The sequence below is a fragment of the Candidatus Nitrohelix vancouverensis genome (assembly GCA_015698305.1).
Classification (GTDB): Bacteria; Nitrospinota; Nitrospinia; order Nitrospinales; family VA-1; genus Nitrohelix; species Nitrohelix vancouverensis.
The window spans coordinates 1,603,479-1,617,945 of record CP048620.1 but is presented as its reverse complement, the minus strand read 5'-3'; the positions used below and the strand labels follow the sequence as shown (position 1 = coordinate 1,617,945).

At 49.2% G+C, this 14,467-nt stretch carries 13 protein-coding genes and 2 tRNA genes; 9 read left to right on the top strand and 6 right to left on the bottom strand.

The features are described from left to right. Nucleotides 1-130: 130 nt before the first annotated feature. Nucleotides 131-874: a hypothetical protein gene (locus tag G3M78_07625; protein ID QPJ65262.1), complete on the top strand. Its 744-nt coding sequence runs from the start codon at nucleotides 131-133 to the stop codon at nucleotides 872-874. A gap of 136 nt (nucleotides 875-1,010) precedes the next feature. Here the strand turns inward: G3M78_07625 and G3M78_07620 are convergent, their stop codons facing one another. Continuing rightward, nucleotides 1,011-2,033: a zinc-binding alcohol dehydrogenase family protein gene (locus G3M78_07620; protein QPJ65261.1), complete on the bottom strand. Its 1,023-nt coding sequence runs from the start codon at nucleotides 2,031-2,033 to the stop codon at nucleotides 1,011-1,013. Between the two features lie 157 nt (nucleotides 2,034-2,190). Between G3M78_07620 and G3M78_07615 the strand changes: the two genes are divergently transcribed. Further along, entirely contained in the window at nucleotides 2,191-2,544 is a 354-nt protein-coding gene (locus G3M78_07615) for a helix-turn-helix transcriptional regulator (GenBank protein ID QPJ65260.1), read from the top strand. A gap of 114 nt (nucleotides 2,545-2,658) precedes the next feature. Here G3M78_07615 and G3M78_07610 read toward each other — a convergent pair whose 3' ends face one another. Beyond that, on the bottom strand, nucleotides 2,659-3,423 hold the full coding sequence (locus tag G3M78_07610) for a DUF4437 domain-containing protein (protein ID QPJ66802.1): 765 nt from the start codon (nucleotides 3,421-3,423) through the stop codon (nucleotides 2,659-2,661). A 447-nt stretch (nucleotides 3,424-3,870) separates the two neighbouring features. Here G3M78_07610 and G3M78_07605 point away from each other — a divergent pair, with 447 nt between their 5' ends. Next, complete coding sequence (locus G3M78_07605) at nucleotides 3,871-4,284, top strand: nuclear transport factor 2 family protein (protein ID QPJ65259.1); 414 nt, start codon at nucleotides 3,871-3,873, stop codon at nucleotides 4,282-4,284. Nucleotides 4,285-4,319: 35 nt separating this feature from the next. Continuing rightward, nucleotides 4,320-5,729 carry a dicarboxylate/amino acid:cation symporter gene (locus tag G3M78_07600; GenBank protein ID QPJ65258.1) on the top strand — a complete coding sequence of 470 codons (1,410 nt, stop codon included), beginning with the start codon at nucleotides 4,320-4,322 and terminating at the stop codon, nucleotides 5,727-5,729. Nucleotides 5,730-5,836: 107 nt separating this feature from the next. On the opposite strand, the gene G3M78_07595 is transcribed toward G3M78_07600, so the two are convergent. Both G3M78_07595 and G3M78_07590 read right to left on the bottom strand, forming a co-directional pair. Beyond that, complete coding sequence (locus G3M78_07595) at nucleotides 5,837-6,331, bottom strand: lactoylglutathione lyase family protein (GenBank protein QPJ65257.1); 495 nt, start codon at nucleotides 6,329-6,331, stop codon at nucleotides 5,837-5,839. Between the two features lie 480 nt (nucleotides 6,332-6,811). After that, nucleotides 6,812-7,633, bottom strand: coding sequence for a collagen-like protein (locus G3M78_07590; GenBank protein QPJ65256.1), 822 nt, complete (start codon nucleotides 7,631-7,633; stop codon nucleotides 6,812-6,814). An 865-nt stretch (nucleotides 7,634-8,498) separates the two neighbouring features. On the opposite strand from G3M78_07590, the gene G3M78_07585 reads away from it, so the two are divergent. Continuing rightward, nucleotides 8,499-9,584, top strand: a complete 1,086-nt coding sequence (locus G3M78_07585) for a hypothetical protein (protein QPJ65255.1) — start codon at nucleotides 8,499-8,501, stop codon at nucleotides 9,582-9,584. 552 nt (nucleotides 9,585-10,136) lie between these two features. Here the strand turns inward: G3M78_07585 and G3M78_07580 are convergent. Together G3M78_07580 and G3M78_07575 are read right to left on the bottom strand one after the other, a co-directional pair. After that, nucleotides 10,137-10,214 (bottom strand) — tRNA-Glu (locus G3M78_07580). A gap of 56 nt (nucleotides 10,215-10,270) precedes the next feature. After that, nucleotides 10,271-10,343: transfer RNA gene (locus G3M78_07575), tRNA-Lys, on the bottom strand. A 126-nt stretch (nucleotides 10,344-10,469) separates the two neighbouring features. On the opposite strand from G3M78_07575, the gene G3M78_07570 reads away from it, so the two are divergent. The 4 genes from G3M78_07570 (at nucleotide 10,470) to G3M78_07555 (ending at nucleotide 14,465) form a co-directional block, all read left to right on the top strand. Beyond that, nucleotides 10,470-11,387 carry a branched-chain amino acid transaminase gene (locus G3M78_07570; protein QPJ65254.1) on the top strand — a complete coding sequence of 306 codons (918 nt, stop codon included), beginning with the start codon at nucleotides 10,470-10,472 and terminating at the stop codon, nucleotides 11,385-11,387. A 127-nt stretch (nucleotides 11,388-11,514) separates the two neighbouring features. Then, the gene (locus tag G3M78_07565; GenBank protein QPJ65253.1) at nucleotides 11,515-11,910 is read left to right on the top strand and encodes a zinc ribbon domain-containing protein; all 396 of its coding nucleotides are present in this window, start codon (nucleotides 11,515-11,517) and stop codon (nucleotides 11,908-11,910) included. Between the two features lie 11 nt (nucleotides 11,911-11,921). Further along, entirely contained in the window at nucleotides 11,922-13,010 is a 1,089-nt protein-coding gene (locus G3M78_07560) for a PAS domain-containing protein (GenBank protein ID QPJ65252.1), read from the top strand. 9 nt (nucleotides 13,011-13,019) lie between these two features. Then, on the top strand, nucleotides 13,020-14,465 hold the full coding sequence (locus G3M78_07555) for a sigma-54-dependent Fis family transcriptional regulator (GenBank protein ID QPJ65251.1): 1,446 nt from the start codon (nucleotides 13,020-13,022) through the stop codon (nucleotides 14,463-14,465). Nucleotides 14,466-14,467 lie beyond the last annotated feature (2 nt).

The window sequence follows — 14,467 nt, the reverse complement described above, 5'->3', positions numbered from 1 at the left end:
TTCAAACGCACAAGCGGGTTGGGAGTTTCCCGACCCGCTTGTTTCTCTGACTCAATTGACTTGACGCATCCCCCTCTCAGGGAGCAAACTCGAACGAAAGCGTTTCACTCATGGTCTCTAGATATCCAGCATGCGACTCTTTGTTTCTCTACTCCTGATACTCTGCCTCGTTTCTCCGGCGAAAGCTCAAGCGCCTTCTCTCTCCCTGATAGAAGAAAAAGACGGCGTTCGTCTTGAGGCGCAACAGGTTCCCATGCTCGATATTCTGGGAGAGATTCAGCGCCAAAGCGGAATTCGCTTTGACATCCCCAAAGGCATGGTTTTTCCCCGGCTCTCCCTGAATATGAAAAAAGCAAACTGGCGGGAGCTGGTATCAACGCTGTTGCGCGACTTCAACAAAATTGAAGTCTGGTCCAACGAAGCGGGCAAGAGTTATGTCAAAATCATGGGTAACGGAGGCGATGCTCCCAGCCCCGTTCCCCAAAAACAAGCCAGAACAAAACAGGCGACTCCCCCGCAATCAACGCAAGACGAGCGCCCCCAACACGCAACGCCGGTCAGAGAAGAAAAGAATCAAACCGAGCAAGCCAAAACCGAGACGGGGCATCCTTTGGCCCTACTGCCAACCCATATTTTACTGGAACCCGCCATCCTCGATTACCTGCTCAAGAATAATGTAGACTTCCCGCTGGAACTGAAAAAAAAGTACGGGATAAAGGATTCAGACAAGGACGATCAACCGAAACGAATCTACCCCATCCCTCACGACATTTATAACCATCCCGACTTCGAGCAATACCTCCTCACGGTCGGGCTTCCCAAACCACCGCAAATTCCCGTTGGCTTCAAAAAGATCGACCGCAGTCAGAAATGAGGCCATGAGCGATACAGAGTTTATTGTTTCCGCAAATCCCCATTCGCTTCAAGAAAGCGCTATAGAAATGCTCCAGAGTCGGCGCCGTTCGTCTCATCTATCATGACGTCAAGAAACGCGGTAAGTTGAAAAAATATCACTTCTTTTCCCAGCCTTGAGTCAACACGATTTTACCGATGCTTGCCCCGGCCTCGACTTGTTGATGAGCCTTCGAAATATTTTCCGCCGAGAGTTCTCCAAAAATTTCATTCAGAGTTGATTTGATTTCCCCCGCATCAACAAGCTCGGCGATCGAGTTCAACAAATCATGCTGTTTGCCTCTGTCGGCAGTTGCATACATGGACCGCGTGAACATGAACTCCCAGACAAATCCCGCGCTCTTTGATTTCAATTCATCCAGACTGTGATCTTGAGCGGTTTCGACGATACTGCAAATCATTCCCTGCGGAGCCACCAGTTCCGACATCGCCTTGAAATGACCGTCGGTGTCATTCAAGCAAAGAACATAATCAGGTTGCGCGAGCCCTTGTTGCTTGAACTGCTCGGGCATGTTCTCGCGGTGATTGACCACAACATCCGCCCCCAGCGACAAACACCACTGACGACTCTCTTCGCGCGAAGCGGTGGCAATGACTTTCAAATGGGCGACCTTTTTAGCCAGTTGAATCGCAATCGAGCCGACTCCTCCGGCGCCGCCAATGATTAGAATTTGCTTGTCCCTGTCCGCATCGGGATCGATTTTAAGACGATCAAAGAGCGCCTCCCATGCCGTGATGCCGGTGAGGGGCAAGGCGGCGGCTTCTGCAAAATCCAGCGATTTCGGCATGCGACCGACGATATGCTCTTCCACCAATTGGTGGGAAGCGTTGCTACCGCTCCGGGTGATATCCCCTGCATAATAAACGCGGTCGCCAATTTTAAAACGGCTCACCTTATCGCCGACGGACTCAACCACTCCGGCGGCGTCCCAGCCGAGAATTACAGGAGGAGTCTGCGCTTCTTTGAGTCCCTGACGCACCTTGTAGTCAACGGGGTTGACAGATACCGCCTCGATCCTCACCAGCAGATCATGCCCCTTCGCTTGAGGCGTCTGCTGTTCGAATTCAACGAAGGCGCCGCTTTTCGCCCCACCATCAAGTTGATAACCAATTGCTTTCATAACTTGCCTCTTTAGAAATATGTTTAATGACGCCCGGCGTTGCCTGCCTGAGCCGCCAAAGTTTGATCATACACTCAAACTACGATATACTGACTATTATGACAAGTACGCACATTAAAGTGATATAGGCACATAAAGTATACTATAGGGGCCCAACATGAGATTTAAAAGCTATGATTGCTCTGGGGCATGCCCCGTCGAAGCGTCTCTCGAATTGTTCGGTGGGAAGTGGAAAGGCATGGCCTTGTATCATCTGCTGGACGGCGTCAAACGTTTCAACGAGCTCAAACGCAACATGGGAAACGTGACGCAAAGGATGCTGACCAAACAACTCAGGGAATTAGAAAGTGACGGGCTGGTTTCGCGCAAGGTGTACGCCGAGGTTCCGCCGAAGGTGGAATACAGCCTGACCCAAAAAGGAAAGTCCCTCCGCCCGATCTTACTGGCTCTGGAAAAGTGGGGGAATCAACATGCAATCCCGCAGGCGAGCGCCAGAAAGCGAGGGGCCTGATCGAATCTCCTGCGACTCGAATCGTCGCGTCCTCTCTCATTCCTAAACGCCTGCAAGAAGCAAATTCGAGCCGGATGCAGGTTTGCAAGCAAGCGCTTCAAGCGTGACGCTTTATCATTGAAGCGCTGGAATGACTGCATACTTGCCGCTCACCCGCACATAAATAATGCAAGCCTCTTCCGCTACGCACGACAGGCGATGCTCCGACGTTCCCTTGGAACCGAAATAACTGCCCGGCTCCAGCGTCCTCGTTTCAGCATCGCCCAGCCCCTCGCGTCGGGCCTGACCCTGAATCACAACCGCATGGAAACTCGAAGCCTGGCTACTCATCCTTCCAGTAAATCCTGCTGGAAGTTTGATGAAGGATCCATTCAATTCATCGGCTTGCGGCTTGCCCCATAGAAATGCCAGCTTCGGTCCATTGGCAGAGTCTGAGGTTCCCGGCGCATCGATCCAGTTAAGGTTCGATGCGTTCAACCACACGATATTCTTCGCCTCCAGGTTGACCGGCCTTTCGCCGTTATCAAAAGCTTTTTCTGTGGGCAGAACAAGGTAGGGACCTTCCTCAATCTCTATATAAGCCAGGTTGACGCTCCCCTTCGCCGCAGTGATATGCGCCTCGCCCGCAGGTTGCGTCCAATACGAAGCCCTCGACATCCACATATCAGCGGCCTCAGGATCATCGTTATGAACGAGTCCGCTGACGACCACGCCGCGATAGGAGACATTGTGAATATGCGAGGGCGACGAAAAACCGTCCACAAACCTGACCAGAAAGCCCGACGGGCCGGGAGCATTGCGATCGCCCCAAAGAGCGCCCGCCCTTGGCCCCTTGTCGCCGCGAGCAGGATTGAGCGGCCCCCACTCTACCTCGGACATCAAGACTATCGAGGAACCCGACCCGACCGCCGCTTCGCCGGCAAGGCTGTGGCTTGCGACTGACAGGCCAGCGCATGCGATACATGCAACGATTCCCCGTAAATATTTTTTCACTTTGCAATCACTCCCTGAAACTGGACTCATTTTTGATTCGATCTCTCTCGCCCATTATACGCTAGTTAAAAGTAAGGCGTCAGACAGCCGAGCCAACTGATTCCCAAAGGGGCTCAAAACGAGAAACCAAAAAATATGGAGTGAGTTGGTCCCGGCACGATATCTAAGAAAAATGAAATTGGAGTGGAATTTTTTCCAGCTGGAACTACCTTATAGATAAGGAACATGTTTTTCTGAAGCAAAGGAGCGCATAACGAGCATTCAAAACCCCGTTGGCCCATGAAGAACAGGGCTCTAAAACAAACGGACGCATTTTCCCCTCTGGAGTTATAAATGAGAGTTGATCCGACGATTGAAAAAGAAATTAAAGTGATTTTGGACAGACTGCTCGCTTTGTATGTAAAAGCAGATCCTGATGCCTTGTTGGATATTTTTTCTGACGAACCCGACGTCACTATCATCGGCACGAAAACTGATTCCAAGTACATTGGACTTGAAAACATCAAATCCCGTTTCAAACAGATTTTTGATTTAACCGAGAATATTTCAGAATTTAACTATGAAAATTTGATGGTGTCGGGAGCCGAGTCTATCGCCTGGATTTCGGCGGATATCAACATTAAAATCTCCGCGCCCGATGGAACGATCAAGGTTTTTGCCCGGCTCACCGCCGTTTTTCAGCGCCTGGACAGCGAGTGGAAGATCTCGCAACTGCATTATTCAATGCCAGCGACTTTTGTTGAATGATTGTTTTGACTCCATTCATTTCACGCACAAATTGAATGTTTAATTTTTCCCCACTGAAGTCTTCAAAAGGAAGCGCCGTATTGCTGGTTGATTCGGCATCGGATTTTTTAAGCGACCTCTCCGGTCGTCTGGATTCCCTTGTCAGAAACCGGTTGTGGCTCCAGGTCATCATCGGCTTGATGATGGGGATTATCGTTGGAGCGCTTTTAGGTCCCGATATGGGTCTGGTTTCTCCAGAAAAAGCAATCATTGCAGGCGACTGGCTGGCCCTTCCCGGAAAACTGTTTCTCGGCCTGATCGGAATGGTTGTCAGTATTTTAGTATTGGCTTCAATCATTATCGGCCTGAACAATTCGGTGGGTGGCAACCAGTTAAAAAGCGTCGGATTTAAATTCGCAATCTTTGTGGTCATCACCACAACATTAGCCGCCGCGCTGGGAATTTCTTTGGCATTGGCAATCAAGCCCGGAGCTTATATCAATCTTCATACTTCAGACGTTGAATCGGGCGAACAGAAGGTTCCCCTTCCCGAAGATGAATCTTCCCGAAGAAGCGCCCCGCAGATCATTGCGGATTTGATTCCGCAAAAACCGCTCGCCTCCCTGGCCCAGGGTGAAATGCTGGGAATCGTAGTATTTGCCATGCTGATAGGAATCGCCTGCACCACCGTTCCGCGTGAAAAAATTTCTTCATTCCTCAGTTTGATGGAAGCGCTCATGGAAGTTTCCATGACGGTTGTCAAATGGGCCATGTTTCTGGCTCCCTGGGCGGTATTCGGTCTGATGGCTCAATTGATTTCCAAAATAGGACTGGCCACAATACTGGGCATGGGAGTGTATATCCTCACCGTACTGGCGGGACTGCTCTGCCTGCTGGCAATGTATCTCCTGCTTGTCGCAGTTCTCGGCAAGATGAACCCCATCGCATTCGCAAAAAATATTGCAGGCGCGCAATTACTGGCATTTTCCACCTCCAGCACCGCGGCTGTCATGCCGATTTCCATCAAAACCGCCGTAGAAAAACTGAAAGTGCCTGAGAACATTGCGGGCCTGATCATTCCCCTGGCCGCCACCGTTAACATGGCGGGCACCGCGCTCTACCAGGCCGTCGCCATCATTTTCCTCACTCAAATGTCAGGACGAGAACTCTCCCTGCCGGAGATTGTCTTGATCGTAGTGACTCTGGTCGCATCCTCCATAGGCGCGCCGGGCACGCCGGGAGTGGGGCTGGTGATCCTGGGGAATATCGCCGGAGACTTCGGCATTTCATCCGAAGGACTGGTGCTGATCATGGGAGTGGATCGAGTTCTGGACATGAGCCGAACGGTCGTCAACGTCACCGGCGATTTAGCCGCCTGCGTGATTCTCGGATCAGGAGCGCCCGTTCAGGACAGGCTCACCCCGGTCGAGCTGACCAAAGAAAAAGCCGACCAAATCCCCATTTGAGCGAAGCGCTTCTACTCTGAATTTTCATTTTGAATATTTCCCCACCTTCCCAGCAATGTGGAACAGCTTTGGAATTCTTGATAAATGGTAAATCGCTTTGCGCCCTTTCAATAGGCTCCCTGCGAATAAGTAAGCTCATAGCTATGTGAGTAGACTTCGAAAATGAGACCAAAGGGGTCTTCAACATAAACCATCTTGTATGGCTTCTTACCCGGGTAATACTCTCGAATTGGCATTCTCTGCTTACCGCCATTAGCCACTATTTTTTCTACCAGTCCCTCGATGTCAGGGTCTTGAACACAAAAATGAAATGTACTTGTCTTCCAGTATTCGAAATCTTCAGGCTTTTCATTGTTTTTAAACTCGAACATTTCTATGCCAATTTTATCGCCTGTAGACATATGAGCGATTTTGAATGAACCCCAACCTGTTCCAAATACATCAACGCACATTTGCCCTATGGGCGTGTCGGACTCCTCGTTGATAACAGTAGGTTTCATAATTAGGTACCAACCCATAACCTTGCTATAAAACTCAACGGCCTTCTCTACATTGGGAACGGAAATTCCAATATGCGAAAATGTTCTTGGATAGTTGCTCATGGCATTTCTCCTTTTCAGGTTGATAGACTATTTAAAACTATAATCTACAAATGGACGCTTTGGGTAGAATGGGGACGGTTGCTCTAGAATTTGGGAAAGTGGATTTTTCTAAAATGCTTTATTTAAACTGAATGATATAGACAAATTGACGGCCTCGCTATCGGAAACCTGGAACGTCTCTATGAGGATAACTCCATAAAACAGAAAATCTTTATACACTGACCTGGAGACCGCTCTCGACCCGTAACGAGCGCGACAATTCTGCCCCACAAACAAAAAGCCCATCACCCCCTTAACGGGAATGATGGGCTGGCTTGTGACCGCTGATTAATCTGAACAGACTAAGGCTCGATCTCCTCCACCTGAATCAGGAATGGCACCTCGGAATTCCCGATGCTGGCGCTTTGGAAGTTGCCGTTAAAATTATCTTCATGACTTTGAATCCGAAGGCTGTAATTCCCCGTTGCAAGATACGACGCGTTAATGCCTAACAGCTGTGGATCCAAAATAAAATGGAAGGTTCGTGGCCCCTGTTTCCGTGGTAAAAGAAGAGCCGCTCAAATGTTGAACCATACGTTGGATAAATAAAGGTTCGTTAGGGAGAACGATCTCCGCCCCACTAGCAAGATCTTTCAGAATAAACCGCATGTTTAATATGGTGGTCGACTGAAAACCTCGCAAAAAGAAAAAATCGTGATAGCTGATTCGCAATATGGAAGAGCTGGAATGCTTGCTGTAATCCAACGCTCGCTGGGGAACGTCTACAAAAACCCCGGTGTTTGCAGGCGGAATAAATATAAGATTGGGTTTCTCGGACACATAAGTAAGACCTGTGCCTCCGGAACCTGAAGGACCCGGAGGACCCGGGGGGCCCATTTCCCCTTGCGGACCTTGCAAACCAATGGGGCCCTGTGGACCCTCTGCACCATCCTGACCGTCGGCGCCTGCTGGACCTTGTGGCCCTGCCGAGCCTGGGGGACCTGCCGGGCCCTGCGGTCCGGGATCGCCCTGCGGACCGGCGCTTATCTGAATATTATCGAGTTCAATTTGCAATGCATTGATCTGGTTTTGAAGATTTCTGATTTGTCCAGGGATGCCGTTGCTGTCAGTATCTTTATCTTTGTCGTCGTCCCTTTTCTTTTTCCTCTGTTTCTTCTGGCTGTTTTTGTTCTTGCCATCCGTCTTGTCCTGCGCAAACGCAACGTTTGTTAAAACGGGATCAGCAGTAATCAGATTGCCCGTTAAACTAAAAATGAAAAACAGAATTGTAAAAAGAGATGCAAGCGCTGGTAGGCGTATCATAATCCTTGCCTCATTTAGAATTGGATTCGCAGAAGATATTTTAGAACGACAATCTTGAAATTTAAAAGTTGAATGCAACTTTTAACTCAGAAAAAATATTCAAGTAACACTATTATAATATTTTTTTGAATTCAATCTTTTAGGGGAAGGGCTTTCATTAACCAGACTATTCAACGGTTTTGCAATGTTTTCCAATATAAGCGCCACTCGTCAGAGCAACTTGAAAAAAATTCGCCCCCTCAAAAATATTATCCTGATTACTTAATAAGTATTTTGATAAAGAATAATTTGCATCGGAAGCCGACAATCCACCCGAAATCTAAAGACCTGCGTTTGCACCCTTAACTTTCTAAAAGAAAATTTTCAGAACTTCGGAAATTGCACAACACACCAAGCTTTCATTCGAATTGGTAGAACATTTTTGCGAGGGGGAATGTTAATGGGAGAGATTTCGAACAGGAAAATGGATTTTCTATGCGGGATTTTGAAAGAAGGGAGGGATTGATAAATTGGCACCCTCAATGTCAGAAACTTCGAACCAGTTCTTTGAGCTTTGGAAGAATGGGAAACAGCTTTTCGAGATTAAATGAATATGACATACATAGCGGACACTCAGTAGCTAATCCAGAATTCAGCTTTCGACCGATAGCGGACGTACATTTAAGCTCTGTATATTCCCCCAAACCTTGATCGAATTGGGTGACCACTTTGTTTCAAACAAACAGCGATTTGATCCCTTCAGTCGCCGTCGGCTTCTAGCAATGACTTATAAACTTGGATTTCGTTGACAGAGTAAAGGCCACTATATAGACTTGAATCGGAAGACTAAGTTTTAAATTAATTCTATTGGTTTGGGGTTTCTACGATGACCACAGATGAAGAAATCAAGCGCATATTATTAAAACCACTTAAAAAAAAGCGAAAATATATTGCCACACCAAAGGCATTTATCAATGCACTAGAGCGACTGGAAAATCGTGTTCTAAATGATATTCACCGTTCGGAACTGGCTAAAAAAATATTCGAAAATAAAAATAACCCCAAAAAACCTGATTGGAAAAATCCGGAAGCAGTAGAAGAATCTGTCAATCTAGCCAAAGCACTTTATGCTTCAGGTTTATTGACCTACCAACAATTCGTATTTTTTGGAACATTTCCCATTGAACGCCTCCATGAAAGTTGTTGTCTAGATGGAAAATATCAGAAGGATTTAGAAAAAATTTCAACTGCAATGAGAAAGATTGAAAAAGAACACGGCCTCAAATCCGATGAATATTGGCCAATTGACCAGGCTCCGCTGCCTTATCAAAAATTGAGTCAGCAATATGACACTTTTTTGGATAACCACTTTTTAGAGATGATGCGAAAGTGTGGCTTAAATGATCTTGCTGATTTAAAGGAGCAGAACCCCAGTGAATTTGAGGAATTACGTGAGAGAGGCCGACGTTCGATGTTTCATAAGGACCAAACTGGCCTCGCTTTAAAAGACATTGTTTTCCAGTACGAAGAAGAAGCCCACAGAGCAGCTTCGGCTAAAGCTTACACTGCAGCAATAACAATACTAGGGGCAGGCCTAGAAGGTCTCTTTATTATTCGCTGTCTTCGTTCCAAAAAGAAAGCAGTCCTCATTGCAAGCACTCTTCCAAAACGAAAACAGCCTAGTTCTAAAATTGCAGACGACCCCACCAAATGGAACTTTGAAACGCTTATAGAAACCTGCCTTAACGCTAACTGGCTACCTAAATTAACTTCACCTATTGGAATGCAATTCAAACCGGATGTTTTGGCAAATGTTTTGCGCTCTATGCGTAATTTTGTCCACCCTGGCCGCCATGTCCGAGATCGTCCCTGGTCCATATTAAATGAGAAAGAATATAAAGATGCTGAGGCTATATATGTAGCACTTAGATCAAAACTTCTTGGAAGAAGCCCTAGACCACCAATTGTATGAACCTAACTGTGTCTGGGCCAAAACATATTAACCCCCATCACCTCGATTCCCTCCCAAATAAAGGGATCATACCCCTACGGGGCATAAGGACTAATGAAAAATATCACGAGACTATTGACTGTAAGTTAATTTCTGCATAATCATTCTCACAGTAATTTAAGAAAAAAATATCGCCAAAATTATTTTACAGAAGTTCCGTTTTCATGCGGGTGGCGGAGGAGTTGTTGCAGGAAAACAGAAGAATTGGTAATCGAATTATACAGGTGGTTTCAATGTCCGCTTTGGGTCGGATGGAGAAAGTCGACCAAGAAATTGGAACGTCTGCTTCACCCAATAAGCATTATTGCATAACCCTAGCTGTCAGATCGATTGATCCGGGCCACGTCTGCTATTTCCTTCTAACCGAAATTTTTTGAACCGCTGGAATCCCACACACCGCCTAGCTTTTAGCCAATTGGTAAGAGAGTGAATTAAAATGGTGTCTTATAGGGGACAGGTTTCGAACCGACAAAATTCTTTGATATCTCAAGGACTTGGCCGGGATTGATAAATTGGCGTCCCCAGCGGGATTCGAACCCGCGTCGCCGGCGTGAAAGGCCGGTGTCCTGGGCCAGGCTAGACGATGGGGACATCAATTTTTATCAATTCAAAAATTCTTTTACGGAATTTCCAAAAGGCAGGAAAAGTGAGCCGCGAAGGACTCGAACCTTCGACCCACGCCTTAAAAGGGCGTTGCTCTACCAACTGAGCTAGCGGCCCGCAAAAGAGAGCTAAGCTATCAAACTCAAAAAGGCTTGTCAATTCATTTATTGACTTGATTTTATCTTAATTGCTCCATAAAATCGAAACAGCATTCCTATCTCTCAATTTCAAAGGTTTCACCACGTGGAAAAATCTGAATGGATCTGGATGGACGGCAAACTCGTCCCCTGGCATGAGGCGAATGTGCATGTTCTCACGCACACGCTTCATTACGGAATGGGCGTTTTTGAAGGCATCCGCTGTTATCGAACGCAAAACGGGACGTCTGCCATCTTTCGTCTCGACGAACATATAGAACGACTCTTTGCCTCGGCTAAAATCCTCGGTATGGAGGTCCCATACAGCCCCAAAGACTTGACGGACGCTACGCTTTCCGTGGTTCGCGAGAATCAGCTAGAGGAATGTTACATCCGCCCCATCATCTTCCTGGGGAGCAACAAAATGGGCCTCAATCCCGAGGGCGTGGACGTTCGCGTCGCCATTGCCGCCTGGCCCTGGGGCGCTTATCTGGGCGACGACGGGTTGAACAAGGGCATTCGCGTTCGCGTGTCTTCCTTCACGCGGCATCATGTCAACATCACCATGACGCGCGCCAAGGCTTGCGGTTATTACATCAATTCGATTCTGGCGAAGGCGGAGGCGGTGCGCGACGGCTACGACGAGGCGATTCTGCTCGAACCCGGCGGACTGGTTTCCGAGGGTTCCGGCGAGAACGTGTTTCTCGTCCGAAAAGGCAAAATCAAAACGCCGCCGCTGTCCTGTTCCAATCTGGCGGGCATCACCCGCGACGCGGTAACGGAAATTTGCAAACTGCACGGTTACGAGCTGACGGAAGAACCGGTGACGCGCGACGAGCTGTACATCGCCGATGAAATTTTCCTGACAGGAACCGCCGCCGAGATCACACCCGTTAGAGAAGTCGATGGGCGCCTGATCGGTTCGGGTAAAAAAGGCCCCATGACGGATAAGATTCAGAAATCCTTTTTTGAAATTGTCAAAGGCCAGGTTCCCGGTTTCGAGAAATGGCTCGCCACGGTTTAGCCAACAACGATCTGATCCTGCAAACATTTTTCCCCGAAAACTTGCCATTCTGGTATCCAGATATTATTTAGGGTTTATTGAAGACCCAGTTTTGGCCCTGTTAAATAATTAAAGGAGTGTGCAGTCCATGCCCATCTATGAATACCAATGCGAAAAATGCGGCGGCGCGTTTGAAGTCATGCAGTCCATTTCCGCCAAGCCCATAAAGAAATGCGAAGACCCCAAATGCGGCGGCAAAGTCGAGCGTCTGGTTTCCGCCACAGGCTTCATCCTCAAGGGAAGCGGCTGGTACGCCACCGACTATCCTTCCGAAAACAGGAAAAAAGGCTGGGATAACGAATCCAACGGCGGCGCGACGGAGACCGCTCCGGCCCCGGCGGCCACGTCCGGCGACACGAACGGCGGCAAAACGGAATCGGCGCCTGCCCCCGCCGCCACAAAGCCCAAGCCCGCTCCCAAGAAACCTGCGGCTAAAAACCCCTATTCCGGCGGCAAGACTAAAAAAGCGAAGGCTTCCAAATAGATCGGTCGCCTATGGGAAACGCAGACTTATTCAAAAATCTGTTTGCGTCTCTCATTCACGGCGTTCTCCTCATCGATCCTCGCTTCAATATCATCGAGAGCAATCTCGCGCTTGAAGAAATGTTCTACCGCTCTGGCGAGAGTTTGAAAGGCCGCCCCTTCTCCGATCTGTTCCCGGACGACGAAGACCTTTCCAAAAAAATGCGCGCGACTCTGGAATCCGGCGCCACCTATCAGGATCTGGAAAGCGTCGGCTACCGCAACCATGACGCATCGCCTTTCCCAGCGGGGATCACCCTGTCCCCCTTGTTCGACGACGCGGGAAGCGGCATCGGCGCCGTCGCCCTCATCAAGGATCTGAGCTTTCAAAAAGATATCGAAACCAGCCGCAAACCCTTCGACAAATTGTCCACCGCCGAAGCGCTCACGCTCGGCATGGCGCACGAGATACGCAATCCGCTGGGAAGCATCAAAGTCTCCGCGCAACTCCTGCTATCGGAATTCCAGAACAGCCAGCAAAGCCAGCTCTTTGAAGTGATCGTGTCCGAAGTCGACCGCATGGACCGCATCATCAAACGCATGATGGACTTCTCACAGGATCGCCATCTAAGCGTTGTAACGACCAATATCCACCGGGTTCTCGACGAAATCCTGACTCTCGAAAAAGAATTGCTTTCGAAGCAGTCCATCCATCTCGCCCAGGAATACGACCCCAGCCTGCCCAGCATTGACGCCGACCCCGATCAGCTCAAGCAGGTGTTTCTCAATCTGATAAAAAATTCCAGGGAAGCGATGCCCGAAGGAGGGAAGCTCAAACTGGGCACGCGCTACGTCTCCAGCTACGCCGCGACGGATCCCGAGCAAAAAGCCTCGCAACAATTCATCGTCATCGAAATCACAGACTCCGGCTGCGGCATGGAAAGCCGTCAACTCGACAATCTGTTCACTCCCTTTTTCACCACCAAGAGCAAGGGAAGCGGACTCGGGCTGGCGCTGTCTTTAAAAATCATTGAGAAACACAACGGCAAGATCAAAGTCGCATCCAATAAAAACGAGGGAACCTCTTTTCAGGTGTTCCTTCCCATCCATCAGAAATGCTAGGATAGGCGCATGAACGAGACCATCCTGATCGTAGACGACGAAGATTCCATCCGCCGCGTGCTCAAAGTCGCCCTTGAAAAAAAGGGCTACGAGGTTCACACCGCCTCCAGCGGCGAAGACGCGCTGACCGCGCTGTCCGAAACGCCTTACCTGCTGATTTTCTCAGACATCTTCATGGAGGGCATGAGCGGACTCGAATTCCTCAACAATGCCAAAGAGACTCGCCCGGAAATCCCCATCGTCATGATGACGGCGCAGGACACGATGAACAACACCATCGAAGCCATGCGCCTGGGCGCTTACGACTACATCAGCAAGCCTTTCGACCTGAATGAAATTTACAGCCTCGTGCAACGAATTGCGGAAACCCGCCAGATCGAACGACCGCAGGGAGAGCAGGAGTCGACGCCTAAAAACATGGGCGGCGCGATCGTCGGCAAGAGCAAAAAAATGCAGGAGATTTTCAAGATCATCGGCAAATCTGCAGAGTCCGGGCTACCCGCGCTCATTACCGGAGAGAGCGGCTCGGGCAAGGAACTGGTCGCGCACGCCCTGCATCAATTCTCCCAGCGCACAGAACAACCTTTCATCGGCATCAACTGCGCCGCCATCTCGCGCGAACTGCTCGAATCGGAATTGTTCGGTCACGAAAAGGGATCGTTCACCGGGGCCTCCGAAACCAAGGAAGGCAAATTCGAACTGGCGGAGGGCGGTTCGCTCTTTCTCGATGAAATCGGCGACATGGAACCCGCGCTTCAGGCAAAAATTCTGCGGGTTTTGCAGGACAAGGAATATTATCGCGTCGGCGGCAAAACCCCCCTGCGCGCCAATGTCCGTATTCTCGCCGCAACCAACCAGAACCTGCTGGAGATGATCGCGCAAAAACGCTTCCGCGAAGACCTCTACCATCGCTTGAACGTCGTCAACATTCACCTGCCGCCCCTGCGCGAAAGGCGCGAGGATATTCTTCTGCTTGCCCAGCATTTCATCGACAGCTTCGCGCCGGAACTGACTCGCGGCCCGGTCTACCTTTCGCCGGAAGCCGAGCAATTGATCCAGAACCATATCTGGCCGGGAAACATTCGCGAACTGGAGAACGTTTGCAAAAGCGCGATGGTGCTCGCCTCCAGCGGCCCCATTCTGAAAGAACATTTGCCGCAATCGCTCACGGAGACCGGCTCCGCCGAATCCAGTTTTGATCTGGTCTGGGAAGATAAATTACACGCCCTTGTGAAAGATTATCTCGTTGTCAATCGAAGGCGTCACGACGGTCGTCTCCACGAAGACCTGATACAGCTCACGGAAAAACAGCTCTTCAAAATTCTCCTTTCAGAGTTTTCCGGAAAACAGATCGCCGCCGCCAAAGCGCTCGGCATCAATCGCAACACGCTGAAAAAGAAAATCGACGCCCTTGATCTGGAGGCGCGATCACGAAAAACCCAGCAGGACAAGTAGTG

Bases quoted from the DNA above. Each gene is read 5' to 3' on its own strand.
- G3M78_07625 (QPJ65262.1), top strand. From the start codon at position 131: ATGCGACTCTTTGTTTCTCTACTCCTGATACTCTGCCTCGTTTCTCCG.
- G3M78_07620 (QPJ65261.1), bottom strand. From the start codon at position 2,033: ATGAAAGCAATTGGTTATCAACTTGATGGTGGGGCGAAAAGCGGCGCC.
- G3M78_07615 (QPJ65260.1), top strand. From the start codon at position 2,191: ATGAGATTTAAAAGCTATGATTGCTCTGGGGCATGCCCCGTCGAAGCG.
- G3M78_07610 (QPJ66802.1), bottom strand. From the start codon at position 3,423: ATGTCCGAGGTAGAGTGGGGGCCGCTCAATCCTGCTCGCGGCGACAAG.
- G3M78_07605 (QPJ65259.1), top strand. From the start codon at position 3,871: ATGAGAGTTGATCCGACGATTGAAAAAGAAATTAAAGTGATTTTGGAC.
- G3M78_07600 (QPJ65258.1), top strand. From the start codon at position 4,320: ATGTTTAATTTTTCCCCACTGAAGTCTTCAAAAGGAAGCGCCGTATTG.
- G3M78_07595 (QPJ65257.1), bottom strand. From the start codon at position 6,331: ATGAGCAACTATCCAAGAACATTTTCGCATATTGGAATTTCCGTTCCC.
- G3M78_07590 (QPJ65256.1), bottom strand. From the start codon at position 7,633: ATGATACGCCTACCAGCGCTTGCATCTCTTTTTACAATTCTGTTTTTC.
- G3M78_07585 (QPJ65255.1), top strand. From the start codon at position 8,499: ATGACCACAGATGAAGAAATCAAGCGCATATTATTAAAACCACTTAAA.
- G3M78_07565 (QPJ65253.1), top strand. From the start codon at position 11,515: ATGCCCATCTATGAATACCAATGCGAAAAATGCGGCGGCGCGTTTGAA.
- G3M78_07560 (QPJ65252.1), top strand. From the start codon at position 11,922: ATGGGAAACGCAGACTTATTCAAAAATCTGTTTGCGTCTCTCATTCAC.
- G3M78_07555 (QPJ65251.1), top strand. From the start codon at position 13,020: ATGAACGAGACCATCCTGATCGTAGACGACGAAGATTCCATCCGCCGC.